General features: G+C 33.1%; 30 protein-coding genes. 21 read left to right on the forward strand and 9 right to left on the reverse strand.

What is annotated here, in order from left to right; translation table 11 throughout:
• Window positions 1–92 precede the first annotated feature (92 nt).
• A complete protein-coding gene (gene glyS / locus ACJMLB_RS02285) occupies window positions 93–1,805 on the forward strand; it encodes a glycine--tRNA ligase (RefSeq protein WP_405323295.1) in 1,713 nt (570 codons plus the stop codon).
• A 196-nt stretch (window positions 1,806–2,001) separates the two neighbouring features.
• On the opposite strand, the gene ACJMLB_RS02290 is transcribed toward glyS, so the two are convergent.
• Together ACJMLB_RS02290 and ACJMLB_RS02295 are read right to left on the reverse strand one after the other, a co-directional pair.
• On the reverse strand, window positions 2,002–2,817 hold the full coding sequence (locus ACJMLB_RS02290; RefSeq protein WP_405323297.1) for a helix-turn-helix transcriptional regulator: 816 nt from the start codon (window positions 2,815–2,817) through the stop codon (window positions 2,002–2,004).
• A gap of 25 nt (window positions 2,818–2,842) precedes the next feature.
• A complete protein-coding gene (locus tag ACJMLB_RS02295; RefSeq protein WP_405323299.1) occupies window positions 2,843–3,646 on the reverse strand; it encodes a helix-turn-helix transcriptional regulator in 804 nt (267 codons plus the stop codon).
• A gap of 320 nt (window positions 3,647–3,966) precedes the next feature.
• Between ACJMLB_RS02295 and ACJMLB_RS02300 the strand changes: the two genes are divergently transcribed.
• Complete coding sequence (locus ACJMLB_RS02300; protein ID WP_405323301.1) at window positions 3,967–6,018, forward strand: hypothetical protein; 2,052 nt, start codon at window positions 3,967–3,969, stop codon at window positions 6,016–6,018.
• Window positions 6,019–6,138: 120 nt separating this feature from the next.
• Window positions 6,139–6,333, forward strand: coding sequence for a hypothetical protein (locus ACJMLB_RS02305; protein ID WP_405323303.1), 195 nt, complete (start codon window positions 6,139–6,141; stop codon window positions 6,331–6,333).
• Here the strand turns inward: ACJMLB_RS02305 and ACJMLB_RS02310 are convergent.
• Together ACJMLB_RS02310 and ACJMLB_RS02315 are read right to left on the reverse strand one after the other, a co-directional pair.
• Window positions 6,330–9,035, reverse strand: coding sequence for a class I SAM-dependent DNA methyltransferase (locus ACJMLB_RS02310; RefSeq protein ID WP_405323305.1), 2,706 nt, complete (start codon window positions 9,033–9,035; stop codon window positions 6,330–6,332). The two genes, ACJMLB_RS02305 and ACJMLB_RS02310, sit on opposite strands and share 4 nt — an antisense overlap.
• A gap of 15 nt (window positions 9,036–9,050) precedes the next feature.
• Window positions 9,051–9,281, reverse strand: coding sequence for a hypothetical protein (locus tag ACJMLB_RS02315; RefSeq protein ID WP_405323307.1), 231 nt, complete (start codon window positions 9,279–9,281; stop codon window positions 9,051–9,053).
• A gap of 156 nt (window positions 9,282–9,437) precedes the next feature.
• Here ACJMLB_RS02315 and ACJMLB_RS02320 point away from each other — a divergent pair, with 156 nt between their 5' ends.
• On the forward strand, window positions 9,438–9,863 hold the full coding sequence (locus ACJMLB_RS02320) for a hypothetical protein (RefSeq protein WP_405323308.1): 426 nt from the start codon (window positions 9,438–9,440) through the stop codon (window positions 9,861–9,863).
• A gap of 663 nt (window positions 9,864–10,526) precedes the next feature.
• Here ACJMLB_RS02320 and ACJMLB_RS02325 read toward each other — a convergent pair.
• From ACJMLB_RS02325 to ACJMLB_RS02345, 5 genes are read right to left on the reverse strand one after another with little or no spacing between them, the layout of a single operon-like run.
• The gene (locus tag ACJMLB_RS02325; RefSeq protein WP_405323310.1) at window positions 10,527–12,194 is read right to left on the reverse strand and encodes a hypothetical protein; all 1,668 of its coding nucleotides are present in this window, start codon (window positions 12,192–12,194) and stop codon (window positions 10,527–10,529) included.
• On the reverse strand, window positions 12,187–12,360 hold the full coding sequence (locus tag ACJMLB_RS02330) for a hypothetical protein (RefSeq protein WP_405323312.1): 174 nt from the start codon (window positions 12,358–12,360) through the stop codon (window positions 12,187–12,189). Before ACJMLB_RS02330 ends, ACJMLB_RS02325 begins: the two co-directional genes overlap by 8 nt.
• A 25-nt stretch (window positions 12,361–12,385) precedes the next feature.
• Window positions 12,386–12,565 carry a hypothetical protein gene (locus tag ACJMLB_RS02335; RefSeq protein ID WP_405323314.1) on the reverse strand — a complete coding sequence of 60 codons (180 nt, stop codon included), beginning with the start codon at window positions 12,563–12,565 and terminating at the stop codon, window positions 12,386–12,388.
• Between the two features lie 13 nt (window positions 12,566–12,578).
• Entirely contained in the window at window positions 12,579–13,046 is a 468-nt protein-coding gene (locus ACJMLB_RS02340) for a hypothetical protein (protein WP_405323316.1), read from the reverse strand.
• The gene (locus tag ACJMLB_RS02345) at window positions 13,043–13,255 is read right to left on the reverse strand and encodes a hypothetical protein (protein ID WP_405323317.1); all 213 of its coding nucleotides are present in this window, start codon (window positions 13,253–13,255) and stop codon (window positions 13,043–13,045) included. The genes ACJMLB_RS02340 and ACJMLB_RS02345 overlap by 4 nt, the downstream gene beginning before the upstream one ends.
• A gap of 194 nt (window positions 13,256–13,449) precedes the next feature.
• On the opposite strand from ACJMLB_RS02345, the gene ACJMLB_RS02350 reads away from it, so the two are divergent.
• The 17 genes from ACJMLB_RS02350 (at window position 13,450) to ACJMLB_RS02430 (ending at window position 20,030) form a co-directional block, all read left to right on the forward strand.
• Window positions 13,450–14,010: a hypothetical protein gene (locus ACJMLB_RS02350; protein WP_405323319.1), complete on the forward strand. Its 561-nt coding sequence runs from the start codon at window positions 13,450–13,452 to the stop codon at window positions 14,008–14,010.
• Between the two features lie 19 nt (window positions 14,011–14,029).
• A complete protein-coding gene (locus ACJMLB_RS02355) occupies window positions 14,030–14,233 on the forward strand; it encodes a hypothetical protein (RefSeq protein WP_405323321.1) in 204 nt (67 codons plus the stop codon).
• Window positions 14,234–14,292: 59 nt separating this feature from the next.
• On the forward strand, window positions 14,293–14,607 hold the full coding sequence (locus ACJMLB_RS02360; protein WP_405323323.1) for a hypothetical protein: 315 nt from the start codon (window positions 14,293–14,295) through the stop codon (window positions 14,605–14,607).
• Between the two features lie 4 nt (window positions 14,608–14,611).
• A complete protein-coding gene (locus ACJMLB_RS02365) occupies window positions 14,612–14,905 on the forward strand; it encodes a hypothetical protein (protein WP_405323325.1) in 294 nt (97 codons plus the stop codon).
• Between the two features lie 58 nt (window positions 14,906–14,963).
• The gene (locus tag ACJMLB_RS02370) at window positions 14,964–15,257 is read left to right on the forward strand and encodes a hypothetical protein (RefSeq protein ID WP_405323327.1); all 294 of its coding nucleotides are present in this window, start codon (window positions 14,964–14,966) and stop codon (window positions 15,255–15,257) included.
• Entirely contained in the window at window positions 15,235–15,534 is a 300-nt protein-coding gene (locus ACJMLB_RS02375) for a hypothetical protein (protein WP_405323329.1), read from the forward strand. The genes ACJMLB_RS02370 and ACJMLB_RS02375 overlap by 23 nt, the downstream gene beginning before the upstream one ends.
• Before the next feature lie 15 nt (window positions 15,535–15,549).
• A complete protein-coding gene (locus tag ACJMLB_RS02380; RefSeq protein ID WP_405323332.1) occupies window positions 15,550–15,741 on the forward strand; it encodes a hypothetical protein in 192 nt (63 codons plus the stop codon).
• Window positions 15,742–15,743: 2 nt separating this feature from the next.
• Window positions 15,744–15,929: a hypothetical protein gene (locus ACJMLB_RS02385; protein WP_405323334.1), complete on the forward strand. Its 186-nt coding sequence runs from the start codon at window positions 15,744–15,746 to the stop codon at window positions 15,927–15,929.
• A 149-nt stretch (window positions 15,930–16,078) separates the two neighbouring features.
• Complete coding sequence (locus tag ACJMLB_RS02390; RefSeq protein ID WP_405323336.1) at window positions 16,079–16,900, forward strand: ArdC-like ssDNA-binding domain-containing protein; 822 nt, start codon at window positions 16,079–16,081, stop codon at window positions 16,898–16,900.
• A gap of 74 nt (window positions 16,901–16,974) precedes the next feature.
• Window positions 16,975–17,217: a hypothetical protein gene (locus tag ACJMLB_RS02395; protein ID WP_405323338.1), complete on the forward strand. Its 243-nt coding sequence runs from the start codon at window positions 16,975–16,977 to the stop codon at window positions 17,215–17,217.
• Between the two features lie 22 nt (window positions 17,218–17,239).
• Window positions 17,240–17,923 carry a hypothetical protein gene (locus ACJMLB_RS02400; protein ID WP_405323340.1) on the forward strand — a complete coding sequence of 228 codons (684 nt, stop codon included), beginning with the start codon at window positions 17,240–17,242 and terminating at the stop codon, window positions 17,921–17,923.
• A gap of 39 nt (window positions 17,924–17,962) precedes the next feature.
• Window positions 17,963–18,148 (forward strand): hypothetical protein, encoded by a 186-nt coding sequence (locus ACJMLB_RS02405; RefSeq protein ID WP_405323342.1) that lies wholly within the window; start codon window positions 17,963–17,965, stop codon window positions 18,146–18,148.
• Between the two features lie 12 nt (window positions 18,149–18,160).
• Entirely contained in the window at window positions 18,161–18,391 is a 231-nt protein-coding gene (locus ACJMLB_RS02410) for a hypothetical protein (RefSeq protein WP_405323344.1), read from the forward strand.
• 2 nt (window positions 18,392–18,393) lie between these two features.
• Window positions 18,394–18,663 carry a hypothetical protein gene (locus ACJMLB_RS02415; protein WP_405323346.1) on the forward strand — a complete coding sequence of 90 codons (270 nt, stop codon included), beginning with the start codon at window positions 18,394–18,396 and terminating at the stop codon, window positions 18,661–18,663.
• A gap of 12 nt (window positions 18,664–18,675) precedes the next feature.
• A complete protein-coding gene (locus ACJMLB_RS02420) occupies window positions 18,676–19,365 on the forward strand; it encodes a hypothetical protein (protein ID WP_405323348.1) in 690 nt (229 codons plus the stop codon).
• A gap of 232 nt (window positions 19,366–19,597) precedes the next feature.
• Window positions 19,598–19,723, forward strand: coding sequence for a hypothetical protein (locus ACJMLB_RS02425; RefSeq protein ID WP_405323351.1), 126 nt, complete (start codon window positions 19,598–19,600; stop codon window positions 19,721–19,723).
• Between the two features lie 184 nt (window positions 19,724–19,907).
• Window positions 19,908–20,030 carry a hypothetical protein gene (locus tag ACJMLB_RS02430; protein ID WP_405323353.1) on the forward strand — a complete coding sequence of 41 codons (123 nt, stop codon included), beginning with the start codon at window positions 19,908–19,910 and terminating at the stop codon, window positions 20,028–20,030.
• Window positions 20,031–20,113 lie beyond the last annotated feature (83 nt).

The following is a 20,113-nucleotide window of genomic DNA, read 5'->3' on the forward strand; positions in this document are numbered from 1 at the left end:
TAAATATTAATTTAAATTATTTAATTATAATAATTATTTCAATAACTATTCTAATTAATTTAAAAAATTATTTTACTTATGGAGAAATATTAATGAATCATGAAAAAATGTTTAATATTGCACGTAAAAGAGGTTTCTTATGGCCATCTTTTGAGATTTACTCAGGAGTGTCTGGATTTACAGATTATGGGCCTCTTGGAGCAAGCTTAAAGAATAACATCATGCAAAAGTGGAGAAAGCAATACATTGCAGGAGAAGGTTTCCACGAAATTGAAGGGCCTACTGTAATGCCTAAGGAAGTATTGAAGGCATCTGGACACGTTGACAACTTTACAGATCCAATGACCAAATGTCTCTCTTGCGGTGAAGTGTTCAGGGCAGACCACATCATTGAAGAGGCAATCGGTGAAGATGTGGAAAGCTTGGAAAATAGCCAAATGGATGAGATCGTTAAGGAAAACAACATCAAATGTCCAAGCTGTGGTGGAGACTTGGCAAACATCTGGAACTACAATTTAATGTTTAAGACTGAAATCGGAGCAAAAGGTGACAAAGTAGGTTACATGAGACCTGAAACAGCACAAGGAATTTTCATCCTATTCAAAAGATTATCCAGATTCTTTAAAAACAAGCTCCCATTCGGTGCTGTGCAACTTGGAAAAGCATACAGAAATGAAATCTCTCCAAGACAAGGGGTTATCCGTCTAAGAGAATTCACCCAAGCTGAAGCTGAAATATTCCTTGATCCTGAAGACAAGACCCATCCTAAATTCAGCCAAATAGCTGATGAAATTTTATACTTATCCTCTCAAGATGTTCAGATGAATGATAAGGAAACCTTGGAAATCACTGCTCAAGAAGCTCTTGACCAAGGTGTTGTATCTTCTGAAACATTGATTTACCAATTGTATCTTGCAAGAAAATTCCTTAAGGAATTAGGCATTCCTGATGAAGTATTGAGATTCAGACAACACTTGCCTGGAGAAATGGCTCACTATGCATTAGACTGCTGGGACGTTGAATGCTTGACTGACCAATACGGTTGGGTTGAAATCATCGGTATTGCAGATAGAGGAAACTATGACCTAACTGCACACAGCCAGTTCAGTAATGAGGAATTGAGCATTTACATGGAATACGATGAGCCTAAGCTTGTATCTAAAACCATCGTAAAGCCTAACTTAAAGTTATTTGGACCTGCATTCAAAGGGGATTCTCCAAAAATCAAGACTTATATCGAAAACTTATCAGATGATGAAGTTCTAGCACTTAAGGAACAAATCGAAAGTGAAGGAAAATTCACTCTTGAACTTGACAGCACATTCGAGATTCTTGAAGAGCATTTGATCTTTGAAGACATTGAAGAGGAAGTTAAAGGGGAAAGAATCATTCCTCATGTAATTGAACCTTCATTTGGTATCGACCGTATCCTTTACTGCACATTATTGCATTCATTTAAGACTGAAGAAGAAGGATTTGAAAAGGAATACTTCAAGTTTGCAAAAGAGATTGCACCAATTCAAGTAAGTGTCTTCCCATTGATGAACAAGGAAGGTCTCGGTGAAATAGCAATTGACATCACTCACAAACTTCGTGAAGCTGGCTTCACTGTAGACAATGACACTTCAGGAACCATTGGAAAAAGATATGCTCGTGCAGATGAAGTAGGTGTTCCAATAGCTATTACAGTTGACTTTGACACCAAAGAAGACAATACTGTAACAATAAGAGACAGGGACACTGAAGAACAGGAAAGAGTAAAAATAGAAGATTTAAAAGAAGTTATTGAAGCAAAACTTCAATAAACTTTTTTAAATTTTTAAACTTTTTTTAACTTTTACTTTTTTAAAATATATTTATACTTTTTAATACTTATTTAAATTTTTAAAAAGCCAAATACTTTTTTATACTTATTTAAAACTCCTAATACTTTTTTTAACTTTTTCTAACTTTAAAAAATACCAAATAAGATTTAACATCCTTTTTTTATAAATGAAAACCTTAAAGTGCCCTGATTGACTTTTCAGAAAACTTCTTAAACAATATTCTGGCCCACTTTATCCCATCAGAATGTTCATTTAGAATAAAGCAGGAATTGTCAAAAAGCCCATCCTTAAAAAACAGACTTAAAGACATGAAATCATCACAGATTGTTAAGAATATCTTTAAGTCATAATCAACTTTTCTGATTATAAGCTGGCTCTTTTTTGAAAAATCAATCAAGTCATCATAATATTTGGATTTCTTTAAAGATGACAATACTTCCTCATTTGTTATTAAAATCAAATTATCCCCATTTTCAAGATTTTCCAGTATTATCTCCAAATGTTCCTCAAGGAATATGGGGAGAAGTATTTCCATATTTCCACAATTGCTTAAGAGTTCAAGGTATTGGGTAAAGGATTTTGAAAGGTTATGCTCATCAGACTCGACAAAAACAGAATCCTTCAAAAGATAGGTATTTTTAAATGACTCTATAGGAATGGATTCTATAGAATGATTAAGCCAAAAATCCCTATTGATTTCAAAAATATACAAATCCTTAAAAAGTTTTTTCAAACTTGCAGAACATAAAACCCCTTTAGAGGATAGGGAATACTTTTTAAAATTCTTCTTGATTAAATTAATCCGTTCCAATTCCTTTAATCCGTGCAATATTGAAGCTGAAGGCTTATTCAATTCTTCTCTAAAATCATTTAAATCATACTCCTTATCAGATAATAACAACAATAGCAAAGGCCTCATCTTAGAAGCCAATAAAAATCGAACAGTTAAAAAATCAACATACTTATTTGGTGAATCTTCTTCATTAAACATTAAACCACCTAAATTTAAAATAAAATTAATTCAAGGTCAAAGGCAAAGCACATTGAGCATAGGAATCAAAAATGCTTAATCCCCAATCAATTGCCTTTTTCCTATTGGATAACAATAATCTGTTTTGATCATAAGTCCCATCCAACTTAAACAATCCCACTGTAATGAATTCATTGGAAATGGCTAGGGCAATCTTAATATCCTCATCCAAATATTTTATGGAAAAATTGCCATCATAAATGCCTTTCTTAACAACATCATTCCCAATGTCTCTTATGAAACTATCCAATATGTCCCTAGAAACTACCAATTCCACCTTGATTCCTTTTAAGATTAATCTTCTTATCAATTTAGGATATTCAGGGTGAAGATAGGGAAATATGACCTTCAAATTTTTTGAATTTTTAAATAATCGTTTAAACTCCTTATGTGTCTTGTAGATATCCATTGAATTGCATCTTATCAATTCAGAGCCTTCCAAAGAGGATAGCTTATTTAAATCTTCAAGGGATAATGAACTTATGTCATGATCCAGCCAAAAATCCGCATTATTGCTTATTGTAGCAATAACATCTCTAAAATCCATCAATATAGTTGTATAAATCAACCCTAAATTTGTTAGCTGGAAGCTGTTATGAATTTTTTCAACATACCCTTCAGCACATAATTTATGAATATTGCTTGAAATTGAACTGTAACTTAATAAAGACCGTTTATTTATATCCCTTATTTTCAAGGGACCGTCCAATAAGTCTATCAGGACTTTTATTCTAATATCAGAATTGTTTAAAAACTTTAACTCATCTCCAACAACTGAGAAATAATCCATATTATCACCATTTATATAACTAACTATCAAATCATTGATAAACTAAAATACCTTTAAGTTTATATAAACCATGATTTTAAAAATTATAAAATTAATACGAAAAATCAACAAAAAATCAAACAGAAAAATCAACAAAATTTAAACCTCACTACTCAAAACACCCCAATCAAATCGATAACCCCAGTAAAAAGTTAAAGATTTGAAAAAAATCAATGTTAACAAATAGTTAACTCAATAAATAATTTTTCTGAAGGAATGGTTAATAGAAAACATTTATATAACAGCAAGAAGAAAATTATATTCGCAGGAGGACGAATTTTATGGATAGAGAAAATTTTGAAAATTTTTTGGATAATTATAATATTGAAGATGACATAATCTATCAAGACTTCATGAGACTCAAAGAAGATAAGACAGAGAGTACAAAAACATCATATAAAAAGACTTTAAATGATTTATGCAATGCTAATGTGATGCCTTTATATGAAATTTATAAAAACTGCAAGGAGGAACAGAGAGACAGAGTTGTTGATGGAGCAATAATCCCATTCTCACCTAATGACATCGACACACATACAAAAAAGTATTTTAACAACTTCCTAAATTATATTGAAATCAACAAAGCTCCTTACGAGACCGAAAGGGAAAAAAATAGAGGCAAGACCATCAATCTAAAAGTCGCATTACTTAAATCCTTTTTCGAAAAATATGATTTAAAGTTACCAGATTATGAAAAGAAGAACGAAGATGATAGTAAAGACTGGAAACCTTTAAGTAAAAAAGACATCGAATACATCGTTAATGATTCAACATTGGAACAAACCGCACTTTGGAGCTTCATGATGTCAACAGGAATGAGAGAATCTGATTGCGTTAACTTGAAAATTAGAGATTTCATGGAAGCAACTGCAAAAATGGGCTATCATAATTATGTGGATGTGAATGACTTCATTGACAATGCACCACAAGACATGATAGGATTCTGGGACTTTATGCCACAAAAAACAATAAAAGATAGAATAAAATGCATGACTTTTAACAACAGAGAAAGCAGCAACTATATCCTACAATCCCTTCGAAAGATTAAAAATGACTATCTTCCCAAACACAATAAAAAACATGACAAAAATCTTAAAATCAGCAAAGACGCTGCATTGTTCGGTTCAAGAACATATAACTATTTAGGACACAGAAAACCAAACAGTATCACTCAAGCAGCCAATAAAAAGAACAAAAAGCTCAGGGAACATTACATAACACAAATAGAAGACAAAATAAGTAATGGAGAAATTGGAGAAGAAGATAGAGAGAAATACATTGAAGATATACCAGTATTCCACGGACACCAACTAAGAAGATATTTTATTACCACTATTCGCCGACATGCAACAAACTTAAGTCATTCTGCTATGATGGAAGGACATGCACCACCAATGCCAAATGATCCCTCTTATGTGAACATTACCAAAGAGGATGTTGAAAAAATTTATAATAAAGCCATATACGAATTATCATTGTTTGAAGTTGATGAAGATGCAATATTCGATTCCAAATCTGATGAGTTAAGAGCAGAATGGGCAGATGAAAGGTCAGAATGGGCTAAAGAAAAAATCAAATTGAACGAGCAAATACAAAAGCAAGCAGAATTGCAACAGCAAAAAGATGCCGAAATTGCTGAACTCAAGGCAGAACTTGCAAAAGCAACAAGTTCATTTGAAACCATGGAAAATAGGTTGGCTAATGTGGAAAGCCAGTTGCCACATTTGCAAAACACTAACCCAGCGAGTATACCAATTAATAGCGAACCAATAGATGCAGCTCAGATGATAGGTATCAAAAATTTAATTGATTATCATTATAACAATACGGATAATCCTCAATGGATTGACATGAAGATTCAAGAACTAAAAGGCAGCGAACGAGTTGCATTGATGGATATAACTTATAACTTAATAAAAGAAGAACATAAGAACCCTGAACTCTTTGAGGAATTTGAGCCTTTAATAATCAAGGCATTATTCAAGATGGAAGATGAACCAACATTAGTACAAGAAAGTTTCAGATACCATAATGAAAGAAGCTTTAACATGACAAAAATATTAAGATATACTGACCTATTGTATGATTTATTGGCTGAAAACTACTTAACTGAAGAAGAAAGATTAGCTTGGGAAAAACATAAGCAATGGGAAGAGGAACATGGAGCAAAGCTTCTTACTAAAGAATTTTCAGAATCAAGATTAGCAAAAATGGCAGATGACATCTCTCGCAATTTTTATGATAATGTGAACGATTACCTGCTTGAAGAGATCAATGAAGACTTAGTAAAGGAAGACATCGAGAAATTTTTCCAAAGCAATGTAGATGAATGAATGTAAAAACAATCAATAAAAAAAGAACTAATGGATAAATGAAGAAATGGTTGATTAAAATGCAATCACCATTTAATGATATGATTTAATCGACCAACAATTTAATTTAAGGTGATGAATATGATACTCCACAAGGTCTACATGACACATATCGAACTGATGGGCAAAATACATGCAGAATTTGAAAAAATTCACGGCATAGATCTTGAGCTACGAGAAGTCAATGACATAATCAAAGCATATGAAAAATACTGCGAAGAGAACGAACCAATACCAACAAACGAGTTTATAAAGACATTCTTAGACCAGTTTTAGTCTGAAGTGTATTCCAAGTAAAGCTGGAATAAGAACTTCATTCTATCATTGTCATCTTTGAATTTCTTGGAACGATAAATCTTATCGACCACCTTATCCAATGATTGATGTGCTTTTTTAAGTTGCGGTGGCATCAATAATGAATCATACAGATTAGCTAATGACTCATTAGGGTAATTGTCACGAACATTAAGTATTTCTTGTGCTTTTTTTATCACACTCTCTTTTTGTTGTTCAGATACATTTTTGGGAAATGGATAAGTATTATAAACAATTGTATTAGCATATCTGTATCTTGATTCTAATCTACCAGCAACATACCTCATCCAAGTCATATGCATTTTAGAGGTGATTATACCAAAAATATATTTATCATCACAGTCAATAACACCTACAGAATTATTTACAATAATATTTTTATCAAAAAAGCATATAGGAACATATTCTCTTTTTTCTGAAGTGGTTAATGGAACTACTATATAATCATTGTTTGGTTGTTTATCTTGTGTAAATAGTGTTGGAAATTCTGCATAATCCCTTGTACCTTTAGATTTACTTTTTAAACGAAACTCCCTTACATTTTCCACCCTTTTACAAACCTCTGGTAAACAACTTAATTCTGAAGGAGATATGTCTTTCAACCATAGGCAATATCTCTCCTTTCCATTTAAAAATTCTTTTGCACTTGCTAATGGACGAATCCATTTCTCTGCATTAGGTTCTTTAATAAGTAATTCATTTTTTTCTTCAACAGATAATAATAGATTTCCATCATCGGTAGGTTGACTGCCTTTTACCATAATAGGCACATCACATATCGGAGGATTAGATTTCTGTTCAATTATCACATTTTCAAAATCAACAAGATAACTATTAATATTTTTTGCTTTTAATGAATAAGGTATGGATGTTGGGGTTTCATAAACATAAATAGTCTTATTTTCTCTTTCAATAGCACTAAATCCAACAATTACTACATAAACACCTGCATTATTCTTTGCCTCATTTGACCATTTAAATGACTGATGGGCAAAGTTGATGTGGAAATCGTATTTTTCATGTAACTGCTTCCATAATAATGGCACTTGTTGACCTTGGCAGATACTGTTTGTAGATACAAATGCACATTCAATTGTTGTACCTTGCATAAAGTCTAAAGCTTTTTTATACCAAGCAGTAACATAATCAAGGTTCTTGTAACTTTTAAAATCTGAAAACACAGTTGCCATATCTGCTTTCTGCTCATCTGTCTGTAAACTTGAGCCTACAAATGGAGGGTTACCAAGAATGTAAAGATTATCTGAAGGCTCTACTATATCTTTCCAATCAATTCTTAAGGCATTAACATTGTGTATGTCTGCAGATTTAGGCAATGGCAAATTGTTTTTATGGATATCTAATGATTCATACATTAAATCCATCTGATGCTCTACAAGATACATTGACACTTTGGATACCAAAGAGGGCAATTCTTCAATCTCAAAACCATGGAAATTGCCTAATTTAATCTTGGATAAACGCCTTGCTTCAAACCTTACTTGCTTCTTGTCTTCATCCAAAAGCAATGACAAAATTTCATATTCAAGCAATCTTAATTCTCTGTAAGATATGATTAAAAAGTTTGCAGAACCACTTGCTGGATCAAGGAACTCAAGTTTACTTATTTTATCTTGCAATGCCTCAAGTTTCCATTGGCTACCTTTTGCTTCATAGAACTCCTCCCAAAGCTTGTTCATAAATAATGAGTTGACAATCTTTAATATGTTGGCTTCGCTGGTATAGTGAGCTCCAAGGTTTCTTCTTGTCTTTGGGTTCATGATTGCTTGAAACATTGAACCAAAAATAGATGGAGTGATTCCGCTCCAGTTAAACCTACAGATGTCCTTGAGAGCATAATACATTTTATTATCAAAGTTAGGTGGAATAATCTGTGTCTCAAATAGTTTACCATTTACATATGGGAAACTTTTTAATTCTTCTGGGAGACTTTGCTGTCTTTCATCTTCTGGTTGGTTCAATACCCTAAAGAGCATTTGTATCTTTAAGCCAACTGTAGATGGGTCATCTTCATTGGATATGTAGTTTTTGAATTGGTTTTCTTCAAAGATTCCTGTGTCTTCTGCATACACGATAAATAGCAATCTGATAAGGAATAGTTCAAGGTCTTTGCCAGTATAGCCATCATTTTTTAGGTAATCGTGAAGTTGCCCCATTAATTCTGCGGCTTCTATATTAAGCTCTTCTTGCTCTTCATGATGTTGCACTTGATCTTCGTAAATAAAGGAAAATAGTTTAATATTATCTTCAAGTTGGATAAGTTTGATTTCATTATGCTTTCTTGTAAAAAGGTCATAGACTCTGATTCTTTCAAAATCTGACACAATGACATAGCGAGGCTTCTCTGCGGCGGATAAAGTATCAAGATAACCAATAGCTTGGTCGAATGCAGCAGTCAGGCTTTTACCACGAGACTTGTGTTCCACGATAAGCTTGCCCTTCCAAAAGCAATCAATAAAGCCTTGGCTTCCACCAAACTTCTTGACAGCCAATTCAAAGACCGCAACATCTTTCCAATTGATGCCGAAGATGTCAAAGAAATCTCTCCAAAACATCTGATAATAGCTCTTTTCATCTGATACATCTTTATAATCATCTATAAACTTTGATGCTCTTTGCCGCATTTCCTTTTGAGTAAGTGCCATGAAACATATCCCCAATTATTCATTTATTATTACATTTTCAAAGAATATTTTTAGTATTTTTTGCACTTCTTTATGTAATTCTTCGCCTTCTAAATTAATTACATAAGCGTAATTGTCATCGACTTTTAGTAGATTTTGAATGAGTTTAACTTTATATTCATCTATAAATAAAACTAAATTATTCTCTAACATATAATCAATTATGAAAGCATATTTCATTATATTATACAATGCTTCTGTGTCCACACCATCACCTTAACTGTTTTTTCAGTATAACCTATTACTAATTATAATTAGATATTTAGTACAAAGTATAAATAATTTGATATTAATACTCATTTCAGTTAAGTAAAGTAATTTTAAATACAATTAAACATAAAAATAATGATTAGAGGTGATATAATGGGTTTTTTAAACAAAATGAAAGAAGCTGGAGAAATAGGCAGAAACCACGAATGGAAATTGGGAATGCACCCTATATTAATTACTTTAGAAGATACTTTTATCTATATTAAAGGTGGTGGAAAAGAGATCACCATTTTCTATAAGGATATTCAGAAATTAAACAATAAAGGTACTGCTATTGAGATAAAAACAATAACTGACAAATACCAAATAATACCGAAGAAATTAAGAGGTGCAACTGGAAAAGTAGATGAATTGTATGCACAGATACTTGAAAAAATGAATACACAAAAAACACCACAAAGTGTTCAAGTTCCAAATAATGATAGCAGCAATACTCCTTCTTTCTGCGGTAACTGTGGTCAACCTTTGAATGGTGAGAACTTTTGCCCAAACTGTGGTACTGAAGTAAGAAAGATTTAAGTAAACCACTAATGTGCAAATATAGAAAATTTGATAAAAATAGATTTATTATCATTTTAATGCAAATATCATTCTGGTGAATAACTTGTTAAAACAAAAATAAAAAAAGAGTGCCTGAGGTAAATTTGTAACTAAAATGAATGAAGCTTAATCCAGTATTTTTAGGACAGATAGGGCATTTTAAACCCTATCTCTTAATGGATATGATGATGTGAGTGTAATACAAAGATCGAACATCTAAACTTATATAGCATTAATGTTACCAAGTCCTAATATCTGCAATGACTCTTGATATTGTTCATTTGTAATAACTTTTAAAGTCATTTTTTCACCTAAATTCGATTAATTACTTTACTATTCACTAATGATACATAGCAATAGTATTTTTTTATAGACCATACAGACTCCCATTTAACCAATTAAACCATCAAATCACTATTTACCCACATAATTACTAAATTACCTGACATCATATGCAAACACTAATAGGATATAATAGTCCTATGCTGTTTTATTATAAGGATATGAATATTATGGTATTTTTGTAATTATTAATATTATACTGATATAAAATCAATATTTGGACGAATAGAACATTAAGGACTTGTTTTTTTAATTACTTGACAAATGTATTTTCAAAGTAATTCTATACCATAAAGGTAATCAGTAGAACAGATCAATGAATTTATCTGTGGGTATCCTGAAACCTTTCTTGGTTTTCTTTTTATAGGTGTAGTTTGTGTATTTGCAACCTAATATTGATGCAAAGCTTTTGCAACTTATTGTTTGTCCTGTCCTTTCTTTTACTATGTCTTTTATGCGTGCGTTAATGAAGATAAATTCACCGTTGGGTGTTTCATGGAATTCTGCATAAATAACCAGACGCTTAAGCAGTATCTTAATCCAATTGTCAAGAAGATTGTCCTTTTCATCATCTTCACATTTGACTTCCTGATACATTTCACTTGGAGTCAATCTCTTATAGTCTTCGCTTAATGTTTTGATGAAGATGTTCTTGATGTCATCATCTGCTTCTTGCAAGTCCATTAGGTCAGCTTCTTCATAGATCCACTTCCAATCAGCCTTATTTTCATCAGCATAATCCAATAAATTATCCAACAGCTCATCGCAGATATATTTTTTATCTTTAGACAATAAATCTAAATTTTGAGAGATGTACCATATGATATAATCGCCGATTGGTCTTAGATCATTGAATCTGCTATTATATTTGTTGGTATAATTGAACTTCTCATTGAACTTTTTTACATCCTCGTCGGTTGCACGTTCGTCGGATGTAAATTCCAGTATGCATCCTCGACGTACAAGTGAATCCTGTGTAGGCAAATGCTTGTTTGAAGTGAATATTAGGTTGCAGTAAGCGGGAATCTTGATATGCTCATTGTTTTCCCATTTTTCCCTGCATATTGCTGATTCAGTTCCTCTTTTTATTATTTCAATACAGTCGTTGCATTGAAGCATAGTTCCAGGTTCATTCACTATCAAGCCATAAGCTTGCTTCTCTAAAGCATGACCAATCCTGTATGCTGAATCAAAAGCCCCACCACCAATTGAGTAATCATCATCAACTAAGACATATGGGGAAAGGCTAATCTCAGCTAATGTGGTTTTGCTTGTCTTTGCAGCACCATACAAAAATAAGAATGGCATCCATCCATATTCTGTCTTGAATATGTAGCTGAAGGGCAATAAAAGACCATATCTTAAGATATGGCTTAATTTTTTCTTATCACCTGAGTATACTTCATGTAGATCCTGCCATACTTTGAATGCAATTTGCACCAACTCTTTAGGTGGCTTAACTATCTTTATCTCTTTTTCACCATCCGATCTGACCAATTTCCCCGTCTTTGGATTGATGAATACCCCTGCAACAGGTATCTCCTCTACTGTCTTTAGCTTGCCTAATTTTTGGAATCCGTAAACAATCATATTGAGGGCATCATTAGCCTCTTGCTTTCTCGGTACAATACCACTTCTGTTTTCCAATGAAGCAATGATCTGTTTTATGCTGTCAGATGTAACAGTCTGAATATTAGGTGAACCATTACGCTTAAAGCTAATGGAAGTTTTCGGCTTGGCATCAGGGTTAAGGATATTGTAAGATTCGCATATTTCAATTGGGGCTATATTGAATATTGTTTGTTTGCTTACAATCTCCTTTGAGCCGTCAGTTTCCTTTAATACATATTTCTCTACAATATTACCCTCATAATTGACCCTAAGATATGTCTTGGTCTTTCCTGTCTTTATCAAGAAATCATCATGCTTTTGCTTGAATATAGATTTATTTTTACTTGCTTCAGTCATATTTTCTTTCACCACGCTCTATTTTATTATACTCTTTTATCTTGTAACGAATCAATTGCCTTATGGTATCAGACCTGTTTTTAGTTAACAGGTAAGCTTCTAACTGGTCTAAGAAGAAATAGTCCATATAGTCCATTCGTACACATATTGTGTAATTCTTTACCATTTTAACACCCCATAATACCATTTTTTCATTTTAACTTTGCTATTTCGGTATTGTAGAGATCGCAAATGGCAAGCCTTATGATATTAGACTTATTCAATCCTTTACGCTCCTGCAAAAATTCTATTTTTTCCTGCAAATCTGAATTCAACCTAACATTAAAAGTTTTCACTTTATTTTTATTTGTCTTGTTTTTATCCCATAGCATATTACCACCTTTTTTACATAATCATTAAATCTGAAAGTGTATCTTTTAAATCATAGTTTCCTTCTTTTATATTTGTGATCTTATAAGTGAAATCATATTCTTCAAGTTCAATCTCCAACTCAAGCTCCACTAACGAATTCACATAATCCTCTATCTCTGCCATATTTATCCCTACGACCACACCCTCCTCATTGGCAAATTTCTCCAAATCAAATCCATGAAATCCATATATTTCACTAATAAAATGAACGAGATCATGATTTTTAGGGTCATGGATATCCAATTCATTTATCTGATTTTGAATTATTAATACATCATCATAAGTCATCAAATCTTTATTTACATTAATCTCCAAGTAACAACTGCATTCACACCCACTAAGTACACTTAAGCCGAATATCGGCTGATTCACATATTGAAATCCTCTCACCTGCTTATTGACATATGTTAAGAGAGGGCTGCCTTTTATATGATATTTCATATTCTTTCCTCCATTAATTGCCTATAGAATATTGTTACAGAATACCTTAAGATGCTGGATATTGGCATCTGGGTTATATCCTTTATTTCTTTTAGCATTTCTTCGGTCTTAGGTGTCAATTGGACACTTACTTTTCTCATTTTGTTTTGATCTTCAGTATGAAGATTGCATAATTGGGTGTCAACGCACCCATTTTCTTCTGAATACATAATATTGCTTCTGAATTCTAACACTTATAAAGAAAAAATTTTTTCCAAATTTGTCTGTAGGACAGTACTGTCAAAACTAACTTACAAAATATACCTGGATCGTTTAGTAGTGTTCAAAGTGAACTGAGTCCTAATTTCGCTTAGATTGGTCTTTAGTTCATTTTAAACAACTGAATTAGTCAAAAGGTGAAAATATGTTTGAAAAAGAAATTGTAACAGTGTGCGTCGGACAGATGCACTATGGTGGTACCCTCAAAGAGGGAGATGTGGTGGAATTAAGGCTCTTAAAAGAGTCAGATTATGAGAACAACATTGCTGTGTTCAATCCTGATGGTGTCCAATGTGGATCAGTTATTAATCGGAGATTTGATTCAGACATTGTCGATGGCGTTTACAACAATGATATGATCATTGACTTCATGGATGATTACGGTTGGATTGTTGTCAAGGTATACAAATCCAAATCTTTCTTGAAGGCTATTCCAAAGGCTGTAAAAGAAGTGTCCATAGAATCAATTGAGGCTATGCAGTTACATGTTGCAAACTTAAAGGAAAGCATTCATGAGATGATTTGTGCATTGGATGATGTTGGTGATGATTATCTATTGGAACAGCACTTGAGAAGTCTAATTGAGAGCAGCATAACATTGCATAATGAGCTTTCCAATGAGGTTGTAAGGCTACAGAACGAATTGATTGTTGCTCAAAGAACTACAAGAGTGTTCGATTATTATTCCAGACAGTCAGCTAAATAGTTTTTGTTGGTGATTTATAATGAATGAACATGAATTAGACAATTTAGACACAAGCAATGTACAGGATGTAGCTTACTACATCTGGAGAGAATGTGAACATGTTGATGATCCGAATGTAATGGGTACCGAATTCTATGATGCATGCAGAGATTTGGCTAATGCGGAATTTCCACATATCCCCTTTGATGACATTTGGGCGGAACTTGAATCATATTTGTATTAGCAGTTGAAATGAGGCGGAACCCTCTTTAAAATACTAAAGATTACTTTTTTGGTGATAGTATGTTGGATATTACACAAGATAACATAAGAGTGAATGATTTCTTCAAGACAGAATATGTTTTTGACGAAGAAATTAATGCAGGTGGATTTAGAGGTTATAAGACCAAAGATGGTGAGATTGTAGTGGTTATTGATAAAGTATTGGAAACTATTCCCCAAACTTTTATCAATGATTTAATTTCATTAGGTGAAGCGTTGTATTTCTTGTATCAAACTAAAGTCAATTTTTATTTGATTTGCATAGGCTGTGAATTGAATTTTGAATTAATAGAAACTGTTTTGCCTATTAATATCAAATTAGCTTGTTTAAGGTGATTTTATGTATTTTAAAATTTCATTTGCAGGAATATCTGTACAGGATGACTTTAATCTGTTGATAAATCTGATTCGTGAAGATGTTTATCATTTGTCTGTTTCTTTATTAAGTCAATTGTTGGAAATTGCAGGCTCTGATTTTGATAATGGGTGGCTATATGTTCCATTAACTAAAGAAATTGTCCGAGAATTGGATTATGAAGATTTTATTGAAGATGATTACTTCTTTATCAGATCTGCATATGAAGTATTCAACTTAGACTTTGAGATAGCAGGTGCAGATATTTTCATTCATTAATTGTATTTTGGACTGTTGACAACCGAAATGTTGTAAAACTATATTACTAATTTTTTAGGTGATAAAAATGGATATTTTGGAAGCTACACAGGTAATTGCCCGCACAAACGACCAAGCAATCATACAAAAAGCCAAAGAAGTGGCTTATGCGTTTGATTTGCAATGCTTGAAAGAAGCTGTAGATGACTTCGAGGACTTAGACATATTGACATTTGATTCAATAGTATGGCATTTTCTATATCTAAACGAAGATGCGCTAATGTTTCCCAAAGAGGATTATTTTGATGACTTAGCGGAGTATGTTAAGTTCAAAAAACAGGAGGTTAAGAATGAACGAAAAGGAATCAATTGAAAAGTTTGTAGAACTGGAATTTGAGATACAAAAGAGGTACAAGCCACTTGACTGGTTGGATTTGACACTTTGGGTCGAAGATGGTAAAGGCAGCATTACATTTGGTAATAATGCCAAACGACAAAACGAATTTGCCTTCTTCAACGAATGTAGACAAATTAAAGATTTCATTAAATCCAGAGGATATGAAGCAGAGTTAATCATGTTTGCTAGTGAAGAGGATTGTCCTTATCCTGAAGCCACTATTAACTTCAATCTTGATGGTGGCGAATTATGAAAGAGGTGATTTAAGATGTGTAAATGTTTTGAATGTGAAATGTTAATAGATGATGAGCCAATCAAAGTGGTTACTTGGAGAAGCACTTCCCCATTTGGAGAGGATATTTATCACTTTGTAGATGGTTTTAAATGCATGTATAATGGTGTTGAAAGTTTAGATGCGAATGATCTTTCTAAAGGTCACTGCAGATTAAGAGGTGAATGATCTTGACTGTGAAATATGACAATGGTATGTATACCACTAAAATTCCTGATTTAATTGAACAGGATGAAGTAGATGTAGATGGAGATGTTGATGAACCTATTGAAGAGATAGACACTTCATTTATTGAAATGGAAGATGCAGAAATACGCTATCTGATTAGGCACTTTGCCAAATCTGGCAAGCTCTAAGCAATTAAATTGATGGTTTGGTTTCTGCATTTTTTTATCAAATGCGGATATAACGGCGTTATGTAAAATTTTATTTTCTTTCTTGACCTGAGCATGTCATTTAAACTGCTCATTTTTTTATTAAGAAAAATATTTGTGAGGTTTTATGTATGGCTACAATTAGTGTACAAGAGCTTCGTGAGAAGCAAAAAGAGCTCTGTGATAGTTTTATACTTGATACAGATAAAATGGACGAAATAATGAGAAAACACACACAAAAGATGGTGCAAGGCGAATTCCACAATTACAGCATCAATAATATTCTTTTAGCAGACTTCCAGTTATATATGAGGACAGGAGAAACTACAGAGCTGTTAGCACCATATAAAAGATGGAATAAAATCAACCGATATGTTAAAAAAGGATCTAAAGCATTGTATATTCTTGCTCCAATCTTTTACGAGGAAGAACAAGAAGATGGAACCATTGAGAGTAAAGTATGGTTCAAAAGAGTGCCTGTCTATGATTTGTCAATGACCGATGGGGAAAAGTTCGAACCTGATTATGTCAAATATGAGGGGAACATCACATTCCAAGATATTATTGAAAGAACCAACATTGAAGTTATAATGTCCAATAAGGAAATCACCAGAGGATACACCGATGGAAAGAAAATCTGGATCAGCAAACACATTTCAGACCCTCAAAAGGTCTGTGTATTCTTCCATGAGTTGACCCATTACAAATTGCATTTCGGCTCTGATAGGGATCAATTGACAAAGTCTGTTAAGGAATTAGATGCCGAGGCAGTTAGTTTCATGATCAGTTCTGTACTTGGAATCAAGAATGAAGAGTCTGGTGCATACATTCGTGGATGGGCAGGAAGTAATGCGCCTGATGAGATAAAAGGTCATGGGTCTAAATTGATCAGGACAGCTCAGGAAATCATAGATGAAATGAAATTATGTGATTTGCTCGAGTCAAAGTCCTAATTCCTTTGGCCTGCACCATTCAATTTAAATTAATTATGATTACATGTACATCACCACTAACTAGGAGGTAGAAAATGTATGGTTATTATTCACAATGGAAGCAATTAATTCCGGGTAGTGATGAAATTGATTGTGTATGTTTTAAATTTGATTTCACCGGCAATTATGCACTTAAAATGATTAAAGATGATTATTTTGTACAGGTTATAGGCGAAGACATGGCTATTATGATTCCAACTAATCAAATAGCCGATGCCCTTGACTATTTAAAAGAAAATGGTTATGCTTTGCATGATCATTCTGTAGTTAAATATTAAATTCTTTGGAGGTATTTTTACAATGAAAATTGAAGTAAGTAAAATCCATGTACCTGATAATACTGTAATGGTGTTAATCAGCAGCGATGAAGACAAAAAGAACCATAGAGTCCATTTCATTGGTAAAGATGGTCAGATTCTTAAATTCACACGTGATGACAAGTATAAACGTGTTCAAGAATTTATGAATTCTCCATTTGAAGCATTGAATGAATATGCAGTATCTGAGCTTGTTTGCTATAGCGACGAGTATGAAAAAGATTGCTGGCATCATCATGAAGCGACTGATGAAGAGCCTGAAGATTACAAATTGGCATCCATGTTTGTTCACGACATCCCATTACCAGCACTTGTTGCAGGAATCGGTCATATGCATAAGGTGTGCATGACCGGTTGGGACCTTTATGACCTTAAGGCAACAATAATGTGGAATACCATATTCGGACCTGATTACATCGCTTGGGATGATGACCCTCTCAAATGGACTCCCGGCGAGGACATGATTGACTTGGTCTGGCATCACAGCCTAAAAAAGAATGCCCTATATGATGACAGTCAGGAGGAATTCCGCAACCGGGCCGAACGTATCAAAAAGTGGATCGACAACCCGGCAACTCCACTTGAGAAGAGAGATACTGATGCATTGGCTAAAAGCCGTGATGCACGCAGAGCATTCTATGAAAAGTTAGGTGAATTTGTATGGTAAGATTCTAATCTTACCCTATTTCATTTTGAGGTGAAAAACATGTCATTAGATATGAGTTTTGATGGTGTAGAAATCTATAAAAATGGTAAAAAGATCGGCAGCATTTACTGCGAAGGACTTGCCTACGATGAATATGGCGATACTGTAAGACTTTTTAAAGTTACAGGAAAAATCAAGGAAGTCAAGGAAGGCGATACACAGGAAGTAATTAAGATCATGTTATGAGGTGAATTTATTATGTTCAATGGAAATCCGAAAATGCATGAGATAAAAAGAAACGACAAATATGTGCTTATATTTCATGAATACTATTCTGAATACCAGATCGTTTTGCCTGATGGTTATGTTATCATGACCATTCATGCAAGATTTGGCCGTAAAAATGCTGTTGAAATCTTTAATCAAATTGAAAAATATGAATTAAAACCAAGAAATCCAATTTTCAATGGATCCCAAAGAGGTGATTGAATATGCCAAGAACTGTAGATCAAGACAAAGTAAAACAAGTCAAAAGCATCTTGCGTAAGCTTCAAGAGAACGGATACGCATCCAACTACTCTGAAGTATATGTTGATGATATAATGTGCACTGCTGAGTTTGGATACTATGGCAGTTATCAAGAGGAACTTAAAGGCAATTTTATTAAGAATGGCTTTAATGTTGTAGATATTAATTTTGCAAGCATTACAATAGATGTATCCAAAGAAGCAAAAAGTATTGAAGAATGTTTTGAAGATTAGGAGGTAATAAAAATGGTATTGATGAGCTTATTAGGCTTAGCAGTGAGTGTAAGCTTTTGGAAGGGTGTAGGAGCTGTGGCCGAACAACATGGCAAAAAAGCATACCCACAATTAAATAGTAGGAATTATGATTTGGACAATGGAGTCAAAGGAATTTCCATTTATGGAGAAACAAATATAAGGAAAATTGCTGCCCGTAATGGAGTCAGACCTAACAAACACGATGTACTCCCTTATTATGGATATCAAAGCTGTACAGAGTATGTTAGAAAATATTCTAACAACAGAAATGATGTGACCAACTTCATTGAGGAATGGAAACGTGTTTCTAAAGATCAGGAAAGAAGAGCTTCTAGGAGAATCCAAAGTGAAAGCAAATCTTCATATGATAGAACTGCAAATCAATGGAAGTCCTCCGATTTTGATAGGGGCCGTGCCATTACCCATGAAGTGGTTCATTGGTTTGACCTAACAATTCCAGAGCATCAAGCCAGAGTCGATGAGATCTATGAAAATACTGTATTAAAAGATCTTTGTGTGTCCAGACCAGTTGTGCGTGACACTCCCGGAATTTATGGGCATCGCAAAGAGTATTGGAGGGTAAAAGCTCGTAAAAATGACATACAAGACAGTTGGACAACAAACTCTAACTGGAAAGCGTTATATAATCAATGTTGTAGAAAATGTGGTTACGAAATGTAACCACTATTTTTTTTACATTTTTAACTTCTAGATTATTAAATGCCCTATAAATTTTACTGAACATACTTTATAACCTAACAACATAGCGGGAATAAAAGTAAATAGATATTTTTAAATATATTGATTCACTAAATTTAATTACAGGTTAATAATTTAAATCTGATTTAAGGTGGTGGAAAAATTGAGTGATACCGGAGAAATATGTGTAGTTTTAGGTTTAGTATTATTTGTGATGTTTATTATCTCTATCGTAGTTGGAAATAGTCATTTAAATGCATCTATGGCTATGGGCTTTGGTATGTTCATATTTGTCGTACTTGTTGCAAGTGTTTTTTGTAAAGCATTAAATGATATGTAGAGTGATATTTATGACAGGGGGATTAGCTTATACATTCGCATTTTTGTTACCTTGTGCTATTTGTATAGTATTATTAATGATCTTTTGTAGGATAATTGCTAACTAAATTTTTTAGAATTTATTATTACTTTTTTTAATTTTTTATATATTCAATATGAGGACATTTGATACTTTTTCTTTTTTTATGCAACCAGTATATACGCACCACACTTTTTATCAGACTATTTTTGCATCTATTCAAATGATCAAAGAAACAAGCAGCCAAACAGGCAGTTGCATATGCAACTGCACAAATGACCGCTCATGAAATCAGCTAGGCATATGGTTGGTCATGCAGCAAAATACTTATTTCTATTAGAAAATTTTTAAAACATTATTTATAACATAAAA

Source organism: Methanobrevibacter sp. (assembly GCF_045114555.1).
Lineage (GTDB): Archaea > Methanobacteriota > Methanobacteria > Methanobacteriales > Methanobacteriaceae > Methanobrevibacter.

Coding starts and splice junctions, on each gene's coding strand:
- ACJMLB_RS02355 (WP_405323321.1), top strand. CDS start 14,030: ATGAATGAACATGAATTAGACAATTTAGACACAAGCAATGTACAGGAT.
- ACJMLB_RS02290 (WP_405323297.1), bottom strand. CDS start 2,817: ATGTTTAATGAAGAAGATTCACCAAATAAGTATGTTGATTTTTTAACT.
- ACJMLB_RS02390 (WP_405323336.1), top strand. CDS start 16,079: ATGGCTACAATTAGTGTACAAGAGCTTCGTGAGAAGCAAAAAGAGCTC.
- ACJMLB_RS02325 (WP_405323310.1), bottom strand. CDS start 12,194: ATGACTGAAGCAAGTAAAAATAAATCTATATTCAAGCAAAAGCATGAT.
- ACJMLB_RS02365 (WP_405323325.1), top strand. CDS start 14,612: ATGTATTTTAAAATTTCATTTGCAGGAATATCTGTACAGGATGACTTT.
- ACJMLB_RS02420 (WP_405323348.1), top strand. CDS start 18,676: ATGGTATTGATGAGCTTATTAGGCTTAGCAGTGAGTGTAAGCTTTTGG.
- ACJMLB_RS02415 (WP_405323346.1), top strand. CDS start 18,394: ATGCCAAGAACTGTAGATCAAGACAAAGTAAAACAAGTCAAAAGCATC.
- glyS (WP_405323295.1), top strand. CDS start 93: ATGAATCATGAAAAAATGTTTAATATTGCACGTAAAAGAGGTTTCTTA.
- ACJMLB_RS02400 (WP_405323340.1), top strand. CDS start 17,240: ATGAAAATTGAAGTAAGTAAAATCCATGTACCTGATAATACTGTAATG.
- ACJMLB_RS02350 (WP_405323319.1), top strand. CDS start 13,450: ATGTTTGAAAAAGAAATTGTAACAGTGTGCGTCGGACAGATGCACTAT.
- ACJMLB_RS02295 (WP_405323299.1), bottom strand. CDS start 3,646: ATGGATTATTTCTCAGTTGTTGGAGATGAGTTAAAGTTTTTAAACAAT.
- ACJMLB_RS02375 (WP_405323329.1), top strand. CDS start 15,235: ATGAACGAAAAGGAATCAATTGAAAAGTTTGTAGAACTGGAATTTGAG.
- ACJMLB_RS02330 (WP_405323312.1), bottom strand. CDS start 12,360: ATGGTAAAGAATTACACAATATGTGTACGAATGGACTATATGGACTAT.
- ACJMLB_RS02300 (WP_405323301.1), top strand. CDS start 3,967: ATGGATAGAGAAAATTTTGAAAATTTTTTGGATAATTATAATATTGAA.
- ACJMLB_RS02310 (WP_405323305.1), bottom strand. CDS start 9,035: ATGGCACTTACTCAAAAGGAAATGCGGCAAAGAGCATCAAAGTTTATA.
- ACJMLB_RS02405 (WP_405323342.1), top strand. CDS start 17,963: ATGTCATTAGATATGAGTTTTGATGGTGTAGAAATCTATAAAAATGGT.
- ACJMLB_RS02425 (WP_405323351.1), top strand. CDS start 19,598: ATGTTTATTATCTCTATCGTAGTTGGAAATAGTCATTTAAATGCATCT.
- ACJMLB_RS02320 (WP_405323308.1), top strand. CDS start 9,438: ATGGGTTTTTTAAACAAAATGAAAGAAGCTGGAGAAATAGGCAGAAAC.
- ACJMLB_RS02380 (WP_405323332.1), top strand. CDS start 15,550: ATGTGTAAATGTTTTGAATGTGAAATGTTAATAGATGATGAGCCAATC.
- ACJMLB_RS02345 (WP_405323317.1), bottom strand. CDS start 13,255: ATGTATTCAGAAGAAAATGGGTGCGTTGACACCCAATTATGCAATCTT.
- ACJMLB_RS02360 (WP_405323323.1), top strand. CDS start 14,293: ATGTTGGATATTACACAAGATAACATAAGAGTGAATGATTTCTTCAAG.
- ACJMLB_RS02340 (WP_405323316.1), bottom strand. CDS start 13,046: ATGAAATATCATATAAAAGGCAGCCCTCTCTTAACATATGTCAATAAG.
- ACJMLB_RS02410 (WP_405323344.1), top strand. CDS start 18,161: ATGTTCAATGGAAATCCGAAAATGCATGAGATAAAAAGAAACGACAAA.
- ACJMLB_RS02335 (WP_405323314.1), bottom strand. CDS start 12,565: ATGCTATGGGATAAAAACAAGACAAATAAAAATAAAGTGAAAACTTTT.
- ACJMLB_RS02430 (WP_405323353.1), top strand. CDS start 19,908: ATGCAACCAGTATATACGCACCACACTTTTTATCAGACTATTTTTGCA.
- ACJMLB_RS02305 (WP_405323303.1), top strand. CDS start 6,139: ATGATACTCCACAAGGTCTACATGACACATATCGAACTGATGGGCAAA.
- ACJMLB_RS02395 (WP_405323338.1), top strand. CDS start 16,975: ATGTATGGTTATTATTCACAATGGAAGCAATTAATTCCGGGTAGTGAT.